Origin of the sequence: Spartinivicinus ruber (genome assembly GCF_011009015.1) — a bacterium.
Taxonomy (GTDB): domain Bacteria; phylum Pseudomonadota; class Gammaproteobacteria; order Pseudomonadales; family Zooshikellaceae; genus Spartinivicinus; species Spartinivicinus ruber.
In genome coordinates this window covers 5,160,862-5,180,052 of record NZ_CP048878.1, presented here as the reverse complement: position 1 = coordinate 5,180,052, position 19,191 = coordinate 5,160,862, and the positions used below count along the sequence as shown (strand labels likewise).

15 protein-coding genes are annotated in these 19,191 nt (G+C 37.1%); 13 read left to right on the top strand and 2 right to left on the bottom strand.

Features of this window, described 5'->3' with window-relative positions:
- Positions 1–91 precede the first annotated feature (91 nt).
- The 7 genes from G4Y78_RS23515 (at position 92) to G4Y78_RS23485 (ending at position 10,280) form a co-directional block, all read left to right on the top strand.
- Positions 92–4,690: an RHS repeat-associated core domain-containing protein gene (locus G4Y78_RS23515; RefSeq protein ID WP_163835324.1), complete on the top strand. Its 4,599-nt coding sequence runs from the start codon at positions 92–94 to the stop codon at positions 4,688–4,690.
- A gap of 6 nt (positions 4,691–4,696) precedes the next feature.
- Complete coding sequence (locus tag G4Y78_RS23510; protein ID WP_163835323.1) at positions 4,697–5,266, top strand: hypothetical protein; 570 nt, start codon at positions 4,697–4,699, stop codon at positions 5,264–5,266.
- A 72-nt stretch (positions 5,267–5,338) separates the two neighbouring features.
- Positions 5,339–6,940, top strand: coding sequence for a WD40 repeat domain-containing protein (locus G4Y78_RS23505; protein WP_163835322.1), 1,602 nt, complete (start codon positions 5,339–5,341; stop codon positions 6,938–6,940).
- A 96-nt stretch (positions 6,941–7,036) separates the two neighbouring features.
- A complete protein-coding gene (locus G4Y78_RS23500; RefSeq protein ID WP_163835321.1) occupies positions 7,037–7,459 on the top strand; it encodes a hypothetical protein in 423 nt (140 codons plus the stop codon).
- Between the two features lie 87 nt (positions 7,460–7,546).
- Positions 7,547–8,392: an ADP-ribosylglycohydrolase family protein gene (locus tag G4Y78_RS23495; RefSeq protein WP_163835320.1), complete on the top strand. Its 846-nt coding sequence runs from the start codon at positions 7,547–7,549 to the stop codon at positions 8,390–8,392.
- 90 nt (positions 8,393–8,482) lie between these two features.
- The gene (locus G4Y78_RS23490) at positions 8,483–9,211 is read left to right on the top strand and encodes a substrate-binding periplasmic protein (protein ID WP_163835319.1); all 729 of its coding nucleotides are present in this window, start codon (positions 8,483–8,485) and stop codon (positions 9,209–9,211) included.
- A 418-nt stretch (positions 9,212–9,629) separates the two neighbouring features.
- Positions 9,630–10,280: a pentapeptide repeat-containing protein gene (locus G4Y78_RS23485; RefSeq protein WP_163835318.1), complete on the top strand. Its 651-nt coding sequence runs from the start codon at positions 9,630–9,632 to the stop codon at positions 10,278–10,280.
- 234 nt (positions 10,281–10,514) lie between these two features.
- On the opposite strand, the gene G4Y78_RS23480 is transcribed toward G4Y78_RS23485, so the two are convergent.
- Positions 10,515–10,955, bottom strand: coding sequence for a PliI family lysozyme inhibitor of I-type lysozyme (locus tag G4Y78_RS23480; RefSeq protein ID WP_163835317.1), 441 nt, complete (start codon positions 10,953–10,955; stop codon positions 10,515–10,517).
- Positions 10,956–11,135: 180 nt separating this feature from the next.
- Between G4Y78_RS23480 and G4Y78_RS23475 the strand changes: the two genes are divergently transcribed.
- The 4 genes from G4Y78_RS23475 (at position 11,136) to G4Y78_RS23460 (ending at position 15,763) form a co-directional block, all read left to right on the top strand.
- Complete coding sequence (locus G4Y78_RS23475; protein ID WP_163835316.1) at positions 11,136–11,924, top strand: substrate-binding periplasmic protein; 789 nt, start codon at positions 11,136–11,138, stop codon at positions 11,922–11,924.
- 688 nt (positions 11,925–12,612) lie between these two features.
- A complete protein-coding gene (locus G4Y78_RS23470) occupies positions 12,613–13,344 on the top strand; it encodes a hypothetical protein (protein ID WP_163835315.1) in 732 nt (243 codons plus the stop codon).
- A 17-nt stretch (positions 13,345–13,361) separates the two neighbouring features.
- Positions 13,362–14,297 carry an IS1595 family transposase gene (locus G4Y78_RS23465; protein WP_163830705.1) on the top strand — a complete coding sequence of 312 codons (936 nt, stop codon included), beginning with the start codon at positions 13,362–13,364 and terminating at the stop codon, positions 14,295–14,297.
- Positions 14,298–14,332: 35 nt separating this feature from the next.
- Positions 14,333–15,763 carry a hypothetical protein gene (locus tag G4Y78_RS23460; RefSeq protein WP_163835314.1) on the top strand — a complete coding sequence of 477 codons (1,431 nt, stop codon included), beginning with the start codon at positions 14,333–14,335 and terminating at the stop codon, positions 15,761–15,763.
- 245 nt (positions 15,764–16,008) lie between these two features.
- On the opposite strand, the gene G4Y78_RS23455 is transcribed toward G4Y78_RS23460, so the two are convergent.
- On the bottom strand, positions 16,009–16,797 hold the full coding sequence (locus G4Y78_RS23455; protein WP_163835313.1) for a rhodanese-like domain-containing protein: 789 nt from the start codon (positions 16,795–16,797) through the stop codon (positions 16,009–16,011).
- A 236-nt stretch (positions 16,798–17,033) separates the two neighbouring features.
- On the opposite strand from G4Y78_RS23455, the gene G4Y78_RS23450 reads away from it, so the two are divergent.
- Complete coding sequence (locus tag G4Y78_RS23450) at positions 17,034–18,374, top strand: molybdopterin-dependent oxidoreductase (RefSeq protein ID WP_163835312.1); 1,341 nt, start codon at positions 17,034–17,036, stop codon at positions 18,372–18,374.
- 26 nt (positions 18,375–18,400) lie between these two features.
- The gene (locus G4Y78_RS23445) at positions 18,401–19,099 is read left to right on the top strand and encodes a c-type cytochrome (RefSeq protein WP_163835311.1); all 699 of its coding nucleotides are present in this window, start codon (positions 18,401–18,403) and stop codon (positions 19,097–19,099) included.
- The last annotated feature ends 92 nt before the right edge of the window (positions 19,100–19,191 follow it).

The following is a 19,191-nucleotide window of genomic DNA, read 5'->3' as shown; positions in this document are numbered from 1 at the left end:
GGATAGGTTTGATGGGGTTGTATTTGTGTTTAAGATGAACTTTATTTTTTGTTGTAAAAGCTTGGCTGGCTAAATAAGGAAATAACAAATTATGTCTGACCTGCCGTCATTTATGCCTAATGCCAATTTTATTGAATCCATGGTGGATAATGGCAAAAACTTGTCTAAGGATGAACCGAATTCTACGGTTAAATGCAGTAAAAATAATCATTGGATTGCATTAAATTATTGCTATAAAGATCACGATGAAACTCCTGCAGCTAACGCGCCTTATAAAGTGTTGGTTGATGGTAATGAAGTGGCCAGTGGCAATTTAGACGAACAGGGTAATGCTCGGGAAGAAAATATTCCGCCAGGTAAAGTCGAAGTTATTTACGGAGACAACCCTGATGAAGCAGAAGCGGCCAAGTTAAGAAAAGAGTTTGTAGAGGCTCTGGATGGTATCATCAAAGATCAGGAAGCTAAAAAGCTGTATATGGATGAGGCCTTGGACAAGGAAGCCTGGTGGAAACAAGGGCTAATTTATACGGGTGCTGCTTTGTCAGGGGCAGGTGACTCTATAGCGGGTATCTGGGATATGGTTACCCTGGCAGCGGATGTTTTGAGCAAAGCTCAAATGGAATATTTTGATATTCTCAATGCGATTGTTACTGGGGATATTGATAAGCTTGAGCAAAAATTAAATACTGCCAGGGAAGAAGGCAATGAAATTGTTGCTGAAGCAGTTGAAATAAAAGAATTACTGATTGCCATTCTGGATGACCCTGAAACTTTAAGTTATTTGCGAGATTTTCCAGGTCGTTATTGGGATGCTTTACCCGCAGTTGATAAAACTCGAATGGCTGGTGGTGCTATTTTTGACATAGTAGTAGGTATTGTATTGGCAGCAGTCTCTGGAGGGGCTGGTGGTGTTGCGATGGCTACTAATATAGCAAGTAAATTGGGGAGTTATGGTAATAAAGCCATTAGTACACTGAAAAAACTAGCGAAAGCTCTGAAAAAAATTAAACAACGTAAAAAGTATAATGGTGTTACTAAAGCAAACAACGATCATATTGTAGAAACTAATCCTAAATCTGGCACTAGCAGGCAAACAGGTAAAGTTGATAATGACAAAACCTGTCCTGAGGGTAGCAAGGTATGTAAAGGTGGTGAACCCATCAGTTTGGTAACAGGGGAAGAGTTACTGACGCAGCAGGACTTTGTTATAGATACTCCTTTGCCTTTAGAGTGGAATCGAACTTACCGAACGGGCCATTGCCGTAATACTGGGTTAGGCCATGGCTGGACTTATCCGTTAACCGAATATTTGAGCTTTTCTGAGCGGGAAATCAGCTTATTTAACTACGAAGGGCGGGTAATTAGTTTTCCGGTTATTCGTGAGCAGGGACAATTTACAGAAAACACGGCTGAACAAATTACTCTGAATTGGGAAGCAGAAGATGTCTATCGATTAACAGCACCTGATCAGCCAGATAAACTATTTAAAAGATCAAACCAAGTTGCTCGTTTGTATCGGCTGGAAGATGCTGCGAATAATTACTGGCAGTGTCACTATGAAAAAGGCTATTTAACCAGTTTAAAAAGTAACTGGGGGAGGGCGGTAGTATGTCAGTATAGCGGCCGTTTGCTCACCCAGCTTGAAGAGCTGCGTTATAACACGGAAGGGCAAATTACTCATCGACACACATTGGTGACTTATCAGTATGATCAATCTCAGGATTTAATTGCTGTGGTTGATTGTGCAGGCAATAAAGAGCAATTTGCTTATAAAAACCACGTTATTACCCGTCGTATTTTAAAGACTGGCTTTAGCTTTTATTTTGAGTGGGACCAATACAATATTCATGGCCTTTGTGTTCACCAGTGGGGGGATAATGGTATTTACGATTATCGCTTTGGCTGGGATGATGATAATAAAATCACCACATGTACGGATAGTAACGGTGGTGTGCGAACAGTTTATTATAATGAACGAGGGCTGGTTGATAAGGAAATAGATCCGGAGGGTGGAGAAACCCTTTATGAATACGATGAGCATGGAAGAAAAGCTAAAACTATAGACCCCAATGGTGCAGCAACCGAATATCAATATAATGACTCAGGGCTGTTGGCCTGTGTAATTGATGCAGAAGGTAATCAGCATCAACTGGCGTATGATGATGCTGGACGAGTTACTGCTGTCACTGATCCGTTAGGCAACAGTTGGCTCAGGGAATATAACCGTTTGGGGTTGCTGACCAAGCGAATAGACCCAGAAGGTAATGAAACGCAAATTGAATACACTAAACAAGGGTTACCCAGCAAAATCACTAATCCCTTAGGTCAAGTACGGCTGTTGTTGTGGGATGCTCATGGTGAATTGGTTGCAGAAAAAGATCACGAAGGCAGTAGCCAAAAATATGCCTATAACCCACAAGGACAAATTATTGCCAGTCAGGATCATAATCTGGCAGTTACTCGCTATGAATATAATACTTTAGGGTTAATTAGCAAAATCAGCCAACCAGATGGCCAGATACAGCAGTTTGAGTATAATGCTGCAGGTCAGTTAACCCGTTATATTGATGGTGCTGGTCGGGTAACCCAATATCAATATGACGGTTTGTCTCAAGTTAGAAAACGAATTGATCCAGCAGGCCAATCACTAGAATATTTTTATGACAAAGAGCGTAATTTAGTCGGTTTAAAAAATGAAAAAGCAGAAATCTATCGATTAATTTATGACAAAAATGAGCGGTTAATTAGTGAAATAGGTTTTGATGGCAGAGAGCAACATTATCAATATGATTCAGCTGGGCATTTAATTGCCAGCATTGATGGGTCAGTAGCTAAACCTGAGTCATCACTAGGCATAAATGGTTCCCAGCCAGCCGACCAGGAAAAGTTGCAATCCAGTCTGTTAACTCAATTTACCCGAAATAAACTTGGGCAATTAATCAGTAAAGCTACCGCTGATGGTGAAGCCACTCACTTTCAGTATGATGCCTGTGGCCATTTAATTACTGCACAAAACCCTCATCGCCAGTTAGCGTTTGAGTATAATAGTCAAGGCTATTTAACCCTGGAAAAGCAGGATGATACTGAATTAAAGCACGGCTATGATGCATTGGGTAACCGTATTGAAAGCGTGTTACCCAGTGGGCAAGTACTGGCATTTAAGTATAATCATCAACAGTTGTATACCCAAATTGCTTTGGATGGCAACCCAATCAGCCAGTTGAAGCGAGATGTGACTGGCAGAGAAATTGCCCGGTTGCAAGGTAATACCTTAAGTGAGTTTGAATATGACCCAGTGGGTCGCTTGCAAAAACACCGGGTATTAACTAAAGGACAGCAACAGCCACTGATCCAACGACAGTATGGTTATGATCAAAGTGGTAACCTCAACTTAATCAGTGACCTGAAGAAAGGCGCTACTCGCTTTTATTATGATGCGCTGGATCGATTGACCCAGGTGCAAGGCTTTATTAATGAACAATTTGCCTTTGACCCGGCGAATAACCTGCTGGCGAAAAAAGACAGTTCAGAACCAGAATTGCCAACCACAACCAGTCCGCAGCAGTCTAAAGGAAATCGATTAGCTTTCTTTGGCGATCGCCGCTTTGAATACGACAATCGTGGCAACTTGATCAAAGAAAAACGCGGACGAGAAGGCCGCATAGAAACCCATTATTTTTATAATACCCAAAACCAACTGGTTAAAGTCAAAAATCAAAAAGGCGAGTTTGATTATAAATATGATGCACTAGGGCGCCGAGTTAGTAAAACTACGCCCCAAGGGGAAGTGCAGTTTTACTGGAATGGTGATGTATTATTAAGCGAAGTACGACCTAAACAACAAAAGCTGTATATTTATGAGCCTGATAGTTTTAAGCCGCTAGCTCAAATCATCAATGGAAAGCTGTTTTATTACTACTTAGATCATCTCGGCACCCCTCAAGAAATGACAGCCGAGAATGGCGAACTGGTGTGGTCAGGCCGATATAAAGCTTATGGCGCTTTAGCCCTGAAAGAAAAAGCCCAAGTTGAAAACAACCTACGGTTCCAGGGGCAATACCATGATGAAGAAACAGGATTGCACTACAACCGGTTTAGGTATTACCATCCGGAAGTAGGAAGGTTTATTAATCAGGACCCAATTGGGTTGTTGGGGGGAGTTAATAGCTTCCAATATGCAGCTAATCCTGTTAATTGGGTTGATCCCTTGGGTTTAATGGCTAAGCCTGAAGACTGCCCTAAACTACCCAAGCTAAAGGGGACTGCTGAAAGTGCTCAAAGACAGATAGAAGAATTACTCAATTCTGGAACTGCAGGTAAAGAAATAAGTGTCGATGTAGCGACAAGAGAGGAGGCAGAAAAGTTGATGCGATCTATGTTTATTGGAGGCGATACTAAATATACAAATACTACAGGGGTGAATCCTGCTAATGCTAAATATTCGAATGATGTGATTGGTCAAATGCAAGGAAAGGTGGCGTCTTCTAAGGCTGGGACTTACCACTGGGATGATGAACTAGATTCTAATACGGGACGAGTTATTGGGCATGGAACATCTCATGGAGATTACCCTCATTTACAAGTTCATCATAAAGATGGTCCAATTATTCGGGTTAACTTTAATTGGGACTCTGACTCTGCGTGGAGCCCTCATGACTTTAAACCAGATGATTCAGGCTACCAAAATTAAGAGAATATGAATAAAGCAGAGTTGATAAAAAAGTTAAAAAATGAAACAGGGCTAACTTTGGGAATGATTGTTAATATAGTGCAGTCAGGGATGGGGTATGAGAGTGCAAAAAAAGAGCTATTTAAAAAGAAAAAAAATGATGTTGAACGTATTTGTGCGGCGTTGGATATAGCTTTAAGTGAAGCAGAAAAGTTATACATAGAGTATAATTGTTCAGCTGACCGCTGTATTGCAGAAACAAGGAAAAAAAGAATACCTGTTTCTGTCGATGATAAAAAGAAACTTATTGAGTCTAGGCTAAATAAAGGTGAGCTGTTAATTGGTGAAGTTCATGGTAGATCTACAAGTAACTATCATTGGATTACAGTTAAAAAAAGAAAAAGTGATTATTTGATTACTATTATTGGGTTTGAAAAAACTGATATTGATTCTTGTTTGGATCTTATTTATTCGGATGCTACAGAGTTGCAAGAAATTGAGCAGGATAATTTAGAAGATGTATTTCTAACTATTCAGAAGTATATTGATATTTTGCAGTTTGATACCAGGCAAGCCTATGAAAAATACCCTCTATAGAGCTCTTTACTACAAATTTTCCATGTGCTTTAACTAAATAGTAATCATGAAACTGGTTGTAAGGTTTTTTATATGAGTAGTCAGATATTTTTATTGATTTTAATAACCTGTTGTTCCAGTCTTTCTGTGGCCTCAACAACACAGTTTGAAATATTTTTGAACCATGGCAATACTGATGACGTTAATGCGATAGCCTATGATCCTGCTGGTCCCTATTTAGCTACAGCGGATAATAGCCAGCAAATAAAGATTATTCAAATGAACAACAGTGATGGCCGAGTGGTTAGGGTATTAAACTATCATCAAGAAGATGTTGTTGGAATAACTTATTCTCCTGATGGTAAATGGCTTGCATCAGTATCTAAAGATAGAAATTTAGTAATATTTGAGCTCGTGACAAATCAGCTTGTTAAAATTCCTCTTGATACTTTTGGTGATGTTGGGGTGGTTAAGTTTAGCCCGAAGGGCCGATTTCTTTATGCCGCAATGGGGCAGACTTTTGTCAAAGTAGATATGTTAAATGGATTTAATAAGTATTTTTATGCAAAAGGCAAGTTTAGAAGTGAAGAAATCTCGTCAATGGATATTTCACTAAACGGAAAATATACTGCAGTAGCATTTAAGTCTGGAAAAGTAAAGCTTTGGAAAACAAAAAACAATGAGCTCTTTTCTGAGGTTGAAATAAAACATAAATTGCCAAGTGTTATTAAATTCACGAAAGGCTACCTAGCTATAGCTACGATGGGGTCAAAAGTCTTAGCATGGGATTATAAGAATGCAAGTGTAAAATACACTCTTAAAAAAGATCAGCATATTTTACATAGACCACAGCTTCACTATGATCAATATGAGAATAATCTTATACTTGTTAATAAAAATAAGGTAAGCATATGGAATGCATCACAGTTTAATTTGGTTAAGCAGTATAAGTTGGATTCGGCATACAACATGATGGGTTTTAGTTTTGATAGTAAAGAAATGGTTGGTGTAGATACTGATAAAATAACTCATAGTGATCATCCTTACTATTATTGTGCAGAAGGCCAGACTAATGTAATTAGAATGAGTACTATTGATGGAAAAAAGCTGGCATCCTATAAACCAGGAATTTCTGATTCGACGTTTACTTTTGCAGAATTGTCAGGAGATGGGCGTGTTCTTGCGTTAACTGCTTGTGATGGGCATGTACAACTTTGGGATACTAACACAGGACGTCAGTTAACTACTATTCCTGCAAAGTCTGTTAGATCTATAGCTCTAGGGAAAGATGGAAGCTTATTTGCCACTGGAGGTCCTAAACGATACTTCTTATTTGATTTAAAACAATCAAAACCAGTGATTAATGAATCATTTTCCGAAGGTTATGTCGACAAATTAGCAATATCAAAAGTAGCATTTGGTCAGTCATTAGTAAGCAATATAGGTGCGAACAATTCTAAGGTATTCGTCCGTGTTCATAACATTAACACGGGTAAATTAATATTTTCAGAAAATAATTTTTACTTATCCATAAAGGATCTGGAGTTTATAAATAATACACACTTAGCTATAACAGACTTTGAGGGGGATATACGTATATTTGATATAAAATCAGGAAAGCTTATATCAACTCTTGAAGGTAAGAAAACTTTATTTAGTAAAGTGAAATTTGAAAATATTGTTGGGCTTGAATAAGCCAATTCTTTATTAGCCTCCACAAATAGAAATCTTGTTATCTGGAATTATATAGAGAATAAACAGAAGCTCCAGGAAAAGTCTAGGGTAATCTCCATGACAGCACCTTTAATGGTATATTTGGAAAAGGCGAAATATTTAGCAGTAGCAAGCTTAAATAATATTCTGTTGAAAGAGATTGATACACTGAAAACAAAAGGAAAATTATCAAGTCATATTACTGATATTGCAGCTTTAACGAGTAGCTACGATGGTTCTATTTTAGTGACAGCTAGTAATTCTTCTGTTTTTAATGTATGGACTTACAAAGACCAAAACTATCATTTAAAGTTTAAAATACAAAAACTAGATTTAAATAAAGGTTTAGCTTGGAGTCCATCTCATCCTGGTTATTACTCAGTCGAAGATTCTGACAAGTATTTTATGATACAGACGCATGAAAAAAATACTCGGTATCCTTGGGATCAGTTGCTTAAATATAGAGATCAGTATAGGAAAAAGCAACTTTTTAGTGAATAGGTTGCTAATACTGTTTACACTACGTGGCAAGGCAAGACTTTAAACGTTATTTTCTGTTCATAAATCAACCTGAAGTTTGAATAAACTATGTTAGTAGAGCTTGCAATTGGTGATGCATACGGTGCTGGTTTTGAGTATGTGAATAAAAAGGTTGTTAAGGAACATAACAACCTACAGCAATATATTCAGCACCCAAGACACTTTTCCATTAAGCCTGGCTGTTACACTGATGACACCCAAATGAGTTTGGCGATTGCTGAATTATTAATCAGTGGAGAGGGCTGGACGCCAGATAATATTGCCAATTATTTTGTAAATGTTTTTAAACGAGACCCTAGAGAAGGTTATGCTAGTCGTTTTTATCAGTTTTTAACGGATATAAATGATGGTAAACAATTCCTTGAACAAATTAAGCCTTATAGTGATAAGAGTGGTGCGGCGATGCGAGCGGGTCCTATTGGCTTGCTGGCTGATGAAAAGCAGGTTATTGAATATGCCACTATTCAAGCAAAAGTAACCCATGATACGGCAGGAGGAATTAATTCAGCTGTAGCAGCTGCACTGATGGTACATTATTGCCAATATCAACTGGGTGACAAAAGGGATTTAGGACGTTATCTCAAATCAAAGATACCAGGTGATTGGGATACGCCCTGGCAAGGCAAGGTCGGACATTTGGGGATTGACGCTGTTCATGCCGCTGTTACAGCTGTTGTTAGCCATGAAGATTTATCAGCCAATTTGAAACAATGTGTTGATTATACAGGGGATGTAGATACTGTTGCTACTATTGCGCTAGCTGCAGCAGCTTGTAGTAAGGAAATACAACAGAACTTGCCTGCAGAATTGTATGGCTGCTTAGAAAATGGTCAATTTGGTTTAGATTACTTACAAAAACTAGATGAAGACCTAATCAAAGTTACGATTAAGTAGGTTTTTTGGAAGTAATGCTGGATTGTATAAGGGGCATGTTTTTATAGCTATTGCTATACTTGAATATAAGTATTGTTATGGTGCCCTGATGTGCGGTTCTTTTTTATAGTTTTAAGTCTTGTGTTCTGTTGTGGATGTTTTGCCGATGAATTAAAAATCGTCATGACAGAGTTTCCTCCCTACGTAACTAATAATCCAAATAAACCTGGAACTGCAGTTGAAATAGTCAAGTACGCTGTAACTCGTTCAGGAGTTTCTGCGTCCTTCTTAAGTTTACCTTGGATACGTGCGTATCATATAGCCCAAACTGAAAAGAATATAGCTATTATTCCTATCGCAAGAACACCTGAGAGAGAAAATATATTTAGTTGGATAGGATTAGTAGGCCCTTATAAAGTGTACTTTTTTAAGTTAGCTAATAGAAAAGATGTTATTATCAATAGTCTTTCAGATGCGAAGAAATATAGAGTCGGTAGCAATAAAGGGTCTTCAAGGGCAAATTGGTTAAAGGCTCAAGGGTTTAAAACTGTATTAACACCTAGTAGTGACCTAGAGATACTAATGTTATTTAAAGAAAGGTTTGAACTAGTGCTTTATCCTGAGTCAGTTCTATATTATCGTTTAAATCAAGAAAATCTATCTCCTTTAGAAGTAGAGAAAGTACTTTATGTTGATAGCATTTCAAGAGAAGGCCTCTATTTAGCTTGTAATAAAAAAACAGATAAAGAAATAGTCGAAAAACTTAGTGAGGTATTTGCAACGGAAGATATGAAAAAAAACTACTATCGTATTACTAATAAATATGATATGAGTAACTAAGTGATTCTTCGGTAAATTAATTATATCCTATTTTAACTCTGTCCATGTGATTAAACTAATGAACTCATCTTAGTTACACTTGACTAATGATTTTTAGGATTAGCTAACTTCATCCTCGGCCACTCTTAAAATTCTTAGAGGTTTATCGCTAGCTTTTATCGTTAGTATTTACGTATTAATTTTACATCTATAAATGATTTATGATAGGTATAAAATAGATGTGAATGATATTAATAAGAGTTAATATTATTTGAACTATAGTGATAAAAGCTGTGCAGCTTTGAGAGTAGATTCTGATTGGATCGTGTATCAGTCTCTTTAAGTAAATTTAATTTGATAAAGGTCGTGAATGGAAAAGTATTTTGTAATTAAAATGTTAGTGTACATCTTATAATTTATTATAACAAAGGATGTTCAAGTGAAGATAAATACGATCGTTGGTTTAACATTAACTTATATAGCAGTTGCCATGAATCAAGCTAATGCAAACTCATGCAATGAGCTAAATCGTGTTAATTTGCTAATAAATAAAGCATGTGTAGGCTGCGACCTTTCATTTTGTGACTTAAGTTATCAGGATTTAACTAATGCTGATTTGGGTAAAGCAAACCTGAGTTACGCTAACCTAAATTCAGCAATACTGACTAAAGCAAAATTAATCAGTACGAACTTAACTCAGGCAAATTTGGATAATGTTGTTCTTGATAAAGCAAGATTAGTCAATACAAACTTAAACGGAGCTAGCCTGTACTCTGCTAAAATAGAGTATGCTTATGTTGTTAACACAAATTTTAGTTTTGCGGAGTTGACAAATTCCACTTTTTTCTTAGGAAATTTATCTAATTCTAATTTCAATCATGCTAACTTAACGAGTGCAAAGCTAACATATAATGATATGAAAAATGTTAATTTATCACGAGCAACTTTGATTGATACGAGCGTCACTTGTTCTGTGATGGATGGAGCGATAATCGATGAAAATGCTTTTTCAATGGCTGCTGATAATAAGTGTTATAAACATAAAGAATGTATCAGTATAGTGATTCCTCCATTTTGTCCTCGCATTTAAGTTCGCCTCTAAAAATGGATTTTTCTCTTAGTAGTTATTTTAGATCAGTACTCGGATATTAATTACTCTTTATACACTGTGGCCTTCGGCAACTGCTCCTCGTGTTGTTCTATCTCCTACACTGATACAGTCATTTGTGTAGTGAATTTTAGAAGTAGCCTTAAGTCAATTTCCTAAGTTAAATAATACTCAATACCAACCCTACTAAAGCGATATTTAGTAGGGTTGGTATTGCTAATAATTATTCTTTACTAATTTTTGTATTGCCTGTTTTTTAGAGTTTGCTTCATTAATAGTGAGATAAGGTTTGATAGTTTTGTTCTTTACGTTGAAAGCATATGCAGAAAAATAGCTTCCACTACCAGCAGTTTCTGTGATAACGATTATTTCATTGTTTTTGTCTTTATCTAGATCTTTTACTTGTACTTCAACGATACTTCCATCCCGATCACTGATAACTCCTGTTATAAAGTTATCGTATGGGAATTTTGGGTTGGATGGTTTATATAAGCGTATACTAAAGCTACCTATAGAATGGGGCTCGAAACTAGGTTCTTCGATTACAATAACTTGACCATTAGAATGTATGGTCATTTTTGAGTCTTCTGTATTGGCATAAACTGAGCATGTGGTAATTAAAGTGATTATATAAACTTGATAAATAATTTTTTTCATAAAATGTATAATCAAACTTTTTTGGTTAAAAAATATGTTTTCAGTTGAGGATGATATTTTATACAGACTGCATTGAGTTGTATAGTTGATACATTGATTAAACTTGTAGGGAAAAGGAGCATATTACCCAAACTTAATTATACTAATAGAGTGGTTATGGGTTAGTAAGGAAGTATTAAAATGCATACTTTCACAAAGTTTAACTTGCTAGTGTTAGCTGGCTCGTCTATGTTTATTCATGCTGATATTCCACCTAATACTGAGATTTTAGCTTGTACAACTCCTCAAACAGCATGGGCTCCTTTTGAGTATCATAAACGAACTGGAACGAAAGAGTTGGTAGGCTATAATGTTGATGTAATGGAGGAGATAGTAAAGTCTTACAAGCTCAAGTTAAAGCATGTAATCAGGCCATGGAAGCGTTGTCTTGGTTCTCTTAAGTCAGGAGAGTTCCACATGATATGGCCAACTTCTTTAAATGATGAACGTCGCAGAGATTACTTATATTCTCGTCATAGTTATGAGCTAACCCCTGCATACTTTTATCTAAAAAGCCAGTATCCTGAAGGTATAACTGTTAAGCAGGTTAGAGAAAAAATTAGTCCTGATTTGCGTTGTGGGTTGTTAGGTTATAATTATACAAACTTTGGCTTTAAAAATGAGGAAATAGAAAGGTCAACTAAAGACCATAGTGCTCTTATCACGAGAGTAAATCGTAAGTTTTGTCATATTGCCTTTGCTCGATTAGAAATAATAGCTGCCGCTTGGATGGTATTTGACAAGCCATTGTTAACTAAAGACATAGCCTATCAAGCCCTACCAGTACCCAAAGAACGATTTCATTTTCTAATCTCAAAAAAACATCCCCAGGGAAAACAGTTATTAAATATAATTAACAAAGAGCTTGAGAAGATGGAGAAAAATGGAAGGCTGAAGGAGATATTAAATAAATATATACCTAATTTATAAGTAAAATAAATTTTTATTAAGATTTTCTTCTCTTGACTTCTTTGGTTTTACTTGTGAAGTTTCCTTTTGAAAAAGGAATGTTATGTGCATTGGCTATATGAATAACATTATACTCAGCTTTTGATCTAGCATTTACAATTATTCCCTTCCATGAGTCCGGTCGCCCAAATGTAACGATAAATAGTACTTTCACTTACTTGAGTGTCGTGTTTAAGAACGAGTTCTCCACTAATCATATCGGGGTACGTGTTCGTGCATAACCGTTTATGAATGCAGAGTTTACCTAAATGGCTCATTCTCTCAACTAGGTGGTGCAGTATTTCAGATGACGGGGGCATTTCAGGCTGGAGTTCCATAAATAAAATTTATAGTTGCGATAGCCAGTTTTTGTTGTCTAAACAAAAACTCATATGGATACAATTCAGTAGTCCTACTCAACTGTTCATTAAAACAGTTTGTGTAGTTTGACCAAGAAGTTATTTTTAGTCAGTTATGTCTGCATAGTAAAGCAGTTATATTTTAGTTGGAAGCTGCTTTTTAAATAGGTTGTATATCTATTTAAATCTAAAAGGACAAAATATTATTTGTTTTATAGGGATGGTTCGGCTTTATTTTTGAGTTTTATTGGATGTACGACTAATAGCATAAATTGGTAAATGTTGCTGAATTAATAAATTGAGGTACAGGCATGCAAATTCTTCATTCACCCCTACATTCTTTGGTTAATCATGGAATAGAGAGTCAGGGCTTGTCTGGGGTAGAGAACGCAAAGTCAATCAGTTCAGTCGATAGCACCAAGCTTGCTACATCTCAGCTGCCTATTCAAGATGTGATTTTTATTGGGAGAGGCAGCAGCATAGCTTATGCTCTAACAGAAGTTTGTGATCGATATGAAAGTCAATATTCAAAAGAAACTTTAGAATATGATCAACCGCTAGAAGGGCGTGCAATGGTAATTGGCTCTGTTGAACCGTGGTCAAAAGAAGTGCGTGGCTCTGGATTTATTAACCACCAAAATGAACTCATCGAAACATGGGGTAATAAATCACCGAAATACTCTAAAGAATATGCAGATCGACAGCAATTTTCTGATGCGAATACTGCTCAGATAACTCGGGCTACTTCACTAGGTGTACAGGAAGTGAATGATGAGGTAAAGCATGTAGAAAAAGGAGATAATGGTTTATTTAAAGTGACTACTAAGCAAGGCCAGGAATTTTATACAAAACAAGTGATACTTGGCATCGGAGCAGGACCTCATACGAATGCTCTTTCAGATAAAAGCTCTGTTGGGCTGACTGGAGCAGAACAGCGTTTGAATAATATTACTATACATGATAGGTCAGTACTAAAAAGTAACCTAATTATCACTATACCTAAGCCATTAACTGCTGTATATTTGAACAGCATGGAAACTTAATTGAGAAGGTATAAATAATGGCTATCAACAAAGTTCAATTTCAAAAAGGCCTGAGTTTAAACGAGTTTCTCAAACAATATGGTACAGAAGAACAATGCTTTAATACCTTATACAAATTGCGATGGCCAGAAGGTTTTCAGTGCCCCAATTGTGGATACGACAAATGCTGTCAACTCACTACTAGAAAGCTTCAGCAGTGCTATAAATGTCACCAGCAAACATCTGTAACTGCAGGTACTATCTTTGAATCAACCAAATTACCATTAAAGACTTGGTTCCAAGGGATGTATTTGATCTCCCAAGACAAAAAAGGTATATCAGCCATAGAATTACATCGCCATTTAGGTATTTCCTATCAAGCTGCCTGGAGAATGAAACATAAGCTCATGAAAGTGATGCAAGAAAGAGAAGGCACCAAGCAATTGTCGGGTTTTATTGAAATTGATGATGCCTATCTTGGTGGTGAGCGTACAGGTTGCAAAAGAGGTAGGGGAGCAGATGGGAAAATACCTTTTGTAGCAGCCGTAGAAACAACAAAACAAGGTCAACCGACACGAATTAAACTGAGCATTTTAAAAGGGTTTAATAAAGAAGAGATAACGGCTTGGAGTAGGCAGAATTTGGCCAAGGGCAGTACCGTAATCTCCGATGGACTGGCCTGTTTTAATGGTGTCATAGAAGCAGGTTGTCTTCATGATAAAATTGTATGCGGTGGTGGTCGTGCATCAGTAGAGGAACCTGAATTTTATTGGGTTAACACCATCCTTGGAAACTTAAAAAGTGCTTTACGTAGTACTTATCATGCTATTCGCGCTAAATATGCACAACGTTATCTTGCTGAATTTCAGTATCGATTTAATCGAAGATTTAGCTTAGTAGAATTTATTCCTAGGCTAGCATTTGTAGCACTGAGAACACCTCCACTACCAGGTAAGCTACTAAATATAGCTTAGGTATGATGATAATTAGGAAAAGTAAAGTACTTGATTTGGATGAGTTCATGCGTTTGACTGATAATGGTGAATCGCTGAAAGGTAAAACAGTAGTAGTACATGGCCCCAACGCTGGGATTGATGCTGTAGAAAGAGCCGGTAGTTTAGGTGCCAATATTAAGTGGTTTATTCGTTCAACTCCACCTGTACTTTTAGATGGCAATCAGTTAGAGCATGCTCCAAAAGCTGCGAAAGAAAGCCTAGTAAAAGTAGATACGGTTTCTATTAGTAAGGGGGAGGATGGAAAAGTAAGCCTTAATTTTACTCACAATGACAAAAATAAAACATCAGATAACCTTGAAGCAGACTATTATGTTTATGCTTTAGGTCAAGATAGTGAAAAGGAAGGGGCTATTCACTCTGTTATAGATAAATCAATTCAACAGGAGCTAGAGCCGATTTATGATATTGACCAAGTTTATTCTGACAAACCCTATGAAACTGTTTTAGGTATACACATGAAGAATGCTCAATCAGATACGGGGATTGTGATTTTAGGTGCGTCTGTGGCTCAAATGGCAGGAAGAATTCAGCATACTTACTTACAACAGGTAGAAGCGCGTATACATGGATTAACAGAAAAGTTAGGTTTACCTGACGTTAATATAGTCCGTTTAAATGAACATTTATCAGATGAGGTAAAAAAAATAGAAGCAGCAGGCACTGAAAAAACTATAAATTTCAGTGAAAATGAAAGAGCAATGTATCAAGGTAATTTGTTAGTTTTGAAGCAAGAGTTATCGCACTATCAACAAGCTCAAAGTGATCTTGCTAAATCAAAAAGGCCTGGGATAACTGACCAAGTTGAGAATGTGGTTAAGACAGAGGTAGCTTCTGTTGTTGTTTCACCACAACTAGCAACAGTAAAAGCGTCTATTGGTGTGCTCACGAATATTATGCCGCGTTATATTTCAGAAGGTGAAACAAACTATTCGTCAGATAACCGAACAATGCTTCGTGTCAGTTTAGCAAATGATTTTCCAAATATTCCTGAGAATAATGCAGAAATCTTCATTCAAGATGTCATTGATCTACGTGTGATGACAAAAAGTCAGTTTCAGGATAAAGTTATGTCTGATTTGACACTGTATACGAAGGCATTACTGACAAGCAGTACCAAGGAAGAAACGCTACAGGCATTGACAAAACTGAATGTAAAGCTAAGGGTTGCCACTCGTCTTGTAAACCTGGAAGTGAATTCATCTTTCTCAGCAGCAGATAAGGAATTGGAGCAGAAAGCTTTAAAAGGAGAAGTTAATTCAGTTATTGATTCAGGTTCAATTCCTGCGTGGGGAACGCCTGATCATGTTCGATATGGCTATGCATCCAAGCTGTCTGACTTGAACTTGGGCGTAAATAATCAAGTGCCATTGAGTTTATTCTGGTTGGAAGAACCAATAAATGAGCTTAATGCTATTCGAATTTGATTGCGAAAACTATAACTACCGTGAACTTCCGAGGGAACACTAAGAAATTATGGTGGTTAGCCTTTAAAGTGAAGCTTAATCATAGTCAGTGAGTATAGGCAGGATGCTATTAAGAAAGGTTAAATTGATATAAATAATAGGTTTAGCTATATAGCAAATGTTAATGCTGAGATATGTGCTTCGCGAATGACTCTCCCCTTGAAGAGTGAATAACATATAGGAGGGGAGAGAAGAAAGGGTGATAATCACTGGTTTTTAAAGACAGCACTACCACCATTTAAAAATGAATAGTTTTGATATCCATACTCTTTCAAATAATAATGTAACCATCTGTTTTGTTTCCCCACTTTGTCAATAAATAATAAATTTTCATCTTTAATGAGGCGTCTTTTTAAGAGTGGACGTATACGTGAAAGTGGAATTCGCTTAAATTCCTTGAGAGGAATTTTTTCTTCTTTTCGTTGGTAGTGATCTCTTATATCAATAAGATAAAATTTTTCGTTTAACTGGTCTTTATTAATTAAGCGCTTTTCATATTCATGTTTACTAATGAGCTTGTTCTTATCAGTTAGTACTTTGTTCAATAAGATAGTTTGATTGTTGTACTTGTTTGCCCAAGCAAATATCCCGGCATCAAATGCACTTACTAGGTTATAGATTTTTGAAGGGTTCATTTTGCGTACGGCTTTATATGACTTTTTACAGGTATGTCCATTGCAGTAAAAGACGATGCAACTTTTGTTCTGCTTTTTATGTGCATTCTCTACTAACGTACTAAAATTTATCTTGCTTAAAGAGATATTCAGTGAATTACGAATATGTATAACGTCGTATTCTACTTTTGATCTTACGTCTATAACAAGACATTGGTTTTTTTTATTATATAACTCATCAAGTTCAATTGTTTTAACATCAGAGTAGCTTGCTCGATGGGGGAAGGATTCGCTAGCATAAAGATTGTCTATACTGAGAAAGCTGGGTAGCACTAGGGATGTCAGTAATTGTAAATACTTACGTTTAGTTACTTCTAACACAACCAATGTCCTTTGAAACACTTCGCTAGGATAAATGGAAATCTTGATTTGAGAACAGATTTTTGTTATCTACTGGAGCTTTATAGTACTAAATTTGATTGTTATTACCAATAGTTAAATAATGCACTCGGAGTAATACATTTACTGCTGTATAAAATTGGCTCAGGCTAAATATTGAACTTATAGCCTGGCAAAGAGTATTTTAACTGTATGTGCGTTGCTGCATAGGGAATGAGATGTCTGCTAATAGAAAAAGTAGTAATATAAACAATATTGAAAGTCAGTCTAGTCAGGCAGATTTGTTAGATCTTTATTTAGAAAATCCTGTTAAAGCCGATGAGGTTGTATTTGGCCGAAAAGCTTATCCTGATCGTCGAGGTTTTCTTAAAGGACTTGGTTTAGCAGGTATGGCTGCAGCTTTGGGTGGTTATATTCCATTTCACCGTAATATGCCAGGTGGTCTTATCCCTGCTGCAATGGCAAGTGGGACGCCTGACTTAGCAATCAAAGGTAAAGATGGCTTAATCATTCTGAACGATCGTCCGGTTAATGCTGAGACTCCCCCCCATTTATTGGATGATGAAATCACGCCTACAACTCGCCACTTTATTCGTAATAATGGTATTCCCCCTGTTAACGTTGATCCAGAAAAATGGGTATTAACAATTGATGGCTTGGTTAATAAGCCTCTTACACTAAAAATTTCTGACTTAAAAAAACATTTTGATGTAGTAACAAGAAACTTGGTTCTGGAGTGTGGTGGTAACGGTAGAGCATTTTTTGAACCAAAAGCCCGTGGCAATCAATGGACATATGGTGCTGTTGCTTGTTCTCAATGGACAGGTGTTAAGCTGGCGGATGTGCTGCAAGCAGCAGGGGTAAAAGAAGAAGTTGTTTATACGGCACATTACAGCGCTGATAGCCATTTATCAGGCAAGCCTGGCAAATTGCCAATTTCCAGAGGGGTTCCGTTAGCTAAGGCATTAGGTGACGAGAACCTGATTGCATTTGAAATGAATGGAGCACCCTTACACCCTATGAATGGAGCACCATTACGCTTAGTTATTCCAGGTTGGCCAGGCTCATGCTCACAAAAATGGTTAACCCGTATTGAGTTGCTTAACCAAGTGCATGATGGTCCTAAAATGACAGGCAAGGCATATCGGGTGCCAAATAACCCAGTAGCGCCAGGTGAAAAAGTAGATGAAAAGGATTTTGTTATTATTGAAAAAATGCCTGTTAAGTCTCTCATTACTTATCCTGAAAATAATATTCAGATCAACACTAATGAGCTGGAAATTCGTGGGCATGCCTGGGCTGGTGACCGATTAGTCAATCAAGTAGATATTTCAATTGATTTTGGTGCTACCTGGCAGCAGGCAGGATTAGGTCAACCAGCTAATAAAGGAGCATGGCAGCGATTTAAAACAACAGTGAAATTCCCTAAAACTGGTTATTATGAGATTTGGGTAAAAGCAACTGATGATCATGGTGTAAGTCAACCTTTTGCTATAGACTGGAATCCCAAGGGTTATTTAAACAACAGCTTTCATCGGATAGCCGTTCGGGTAGCATAGGTAGTAGCAGTTTAGGTAGTTAGCTAGTGCAAAAATATTTAAGTTGTATATTGCTGGCAAAAGCATTGGTAATGGCTAATCCCCCTGCCAATGCCAGCTCAGTTGATAATGAAGTAGCAAAAGGGGAAACAAGCAAACTAAATAAACTAGTTGTCGTTGGTCGACAGATAGCTAATGTTTGCATGGCATGCCATAGTGTGGAGAAAAACCAACCCCATAAAATAGGCCCTAACCTATGGGGGCTAGCTAGCAGAAAAATTGCTAGCGCTCGTGGCTTTCAATATAGTGTAGCGCTGACTTATAAACAAGGTAGTTGGGATTATCAACAGCTTGATAGGTTTCTTCATCAGCCAGCAGCATTTGCTCCTGGGAATCGTATGCCATTTCCTGGTATTGATGATCTGTCGAAGCGTGCTGCAGTTATTGCTTGGCTTGCTACATTAAATGATGATGAGGTCGATTGGCAAATTCCCATTAATGACTTACTGCCAGCCAAATCAGTTATAACAACAAGCAAACTATTAAAACCAGGAAAGGGAAGTGAGCTTGTGAGTATGGAATGTGCGAGCTGTCATTCTCTTAGGTTAGTTATCCAGCAAGGGATGAACCGTGAACGTTGGAAAGAAACCCTGGATTGGATGGTTGATGAGCAGGGTATGGAAAGTTTAGCTCTAGATAAGAAGAATGTAATTCTGGATTATTTATCGACGTATTATGGTGAATAAATCACTAAGAATAATTTAATCAACCGCAAAGAGCGCAACTTATATCAGTAACGCTCTTTATAAAGTATAGACTACTCGAATAATTTTTTTGG

Coding starts and splice junctions, on each gene's coding strand:
- G4Y78_RS23515 (WP_163835324.1), top strand. CDS start 92: ATGTCTGACCTGCCGTCATTTATGCCTAATGCCAATTTTATTGAATCC.
- G4Y78_RS23510 (WP_163835323.1), top strand. CDS start 4,697: ATGAATAAAGCAGAGTTGATAAAAAAGTTAAAAAATGAAACAGGGCTA.
- G4Y78_RS23505 (WP_163835322.1), top strand. CDS start 5,339: ATGAGTAGTCAGATATTTTTATTGATTTTAATAACCTGTTGTTCCAGT.
- G4Y78_RS23500 (WP_163835321.1), top strand. CDS start 7,037: ATGACAGCACCTTTAATGGTATATTTGGAAAAGGCGAAATATTTAGCA.
- G4Y78_RS23495 (WP_163835320.1), top strand. CDS start 7,547: ATGTTAGTAGAGCTTGCAATTGGTGATGCATACGGTGCTGGTTTTGAG.
- G4Y78_RS23480 (WP_163835317.1), bottom strand. CDS start 10,955: ATGAAAAAAATTATTTATCAAGTTTATATAATCACTTTAATTACCACA.
- G4Y78_RS23475 (WP_163835316.1), top strand. CDS start 11,136: ATGCATACTTTCACAAAGTTTAACTTGCTAGTGTTAGCTGGCTCGTCT.
- G4Y78_RS23470 (WP_163835315.1), top strand. CDS start 12,613: ATGCAAATTCTTCATTCACCCCTACATTCTTTGGTTAATCATGGAATA.
- G4Y78_RS23465 (WP_163830705.1), top strand. CDS start 13,362: ATGGCTATCAACAAAGTTCAATTTCAAAAAGGCCTGAGTTTAAACGAG.
- G4Y78_RS23450 (WP_163835312.1), top strand. CDS start 17,034: ATGTCTGCTAATAGAAAAAGTAGTAATATAAACAATATTGAAAGTCAG.